Below are 899 nucleotides of genomic sequence, written 5' to 3'. Positions count from 1 at the left end.
TATAGCAACTAATAGGGTTGAAGCAATGTATAGCTATTGTAAATAATTTTAATAAGTTACTCAATGCTCACTTGTGGCCTATGAGTCGTCAAATCGTGCCCCTTTTTACTGCGCCCTCATGCTCTGTATTCAGCAGTCCGTTGCTCTCGGAATCACGGGCATTCGCCTCCCTCGTGTGAAATGGCGAGGCTTCGCTCCAGATTGTAAACGACGCACTTGATAACGAGTTCGCGGAACTGCTTCCACCAGCGGCGTGACCGCACGAATGCCCCGAATTTCTGTTTGATCGCCGCGTTGACTGTCTCGTTCATGTTCCGTCGATGGTAAAGAACGTTGTCCAGCCGAGCATTCCACGCCTTGTGGAGGGGTGTGAACTCACGGTGCTTGATGAGTGGCCGAATATCGTGATTCCGGGCGAGATGCCGGAGCTTCTGGTCGTCATATCCCTTGTCACCGGTCAACACCGCGATGGAGGCTGCGTTCCGTTTCACTACCTGTGGTGCGATCTGCGTATCGTGTTTTCGTGTCGTCGTTACGTGAATGTCGAGAACGGCGTTGGTCGCCGTATCGATCAACAGCGTCGTCTTCAACTGCTGGATGGTGAGGTTCGTTCGCTTCGTGTAGTGAGTTGAGGCATGCGCCCGCTCAAACCCGGATGCATCGATGCCGGTGACACCGTTGACCGGCAAATCCGTGAGCGAGACGTTCAGTAACACCCGCCAGACAGCCATCTCCAAGCGGGCGAACGCCTTACAGAGCGTCGAGGGGGCAGGGATTGAGTCTAGTGCATTGTCAACTATCAATTGTAGGATAAAGTCGGCGTAGTTTGATTCGTGCATCTTCGGATGTGAATCGCCAGTCAATGTCTGTTTCTTGGGCGTTCAGTGAATTTGTCCACG

Annotated in this window: 1 pseudogene; it reads right to left on the bottom strand. The window is 52.6% G+C overall.

Annotated elements, in window-relative coordinates:
• Positions 1 to 152: 152 nt before the first annotated feature.
• A pseudogene (locus ACR3FF_RS27205) lies at positions 153 to 785 on the bottom strand (IS5 family transposase); the annotation flags it as partial.
• Positions 786 to 899 lie beyond the last annotated feature (114 nt).

The organism is Haladaptatus ordinarius, from assembly GCF_054177595.1.
This window is presented reverse-complemented; position numbering and strand designations above follow the sequence as displayed.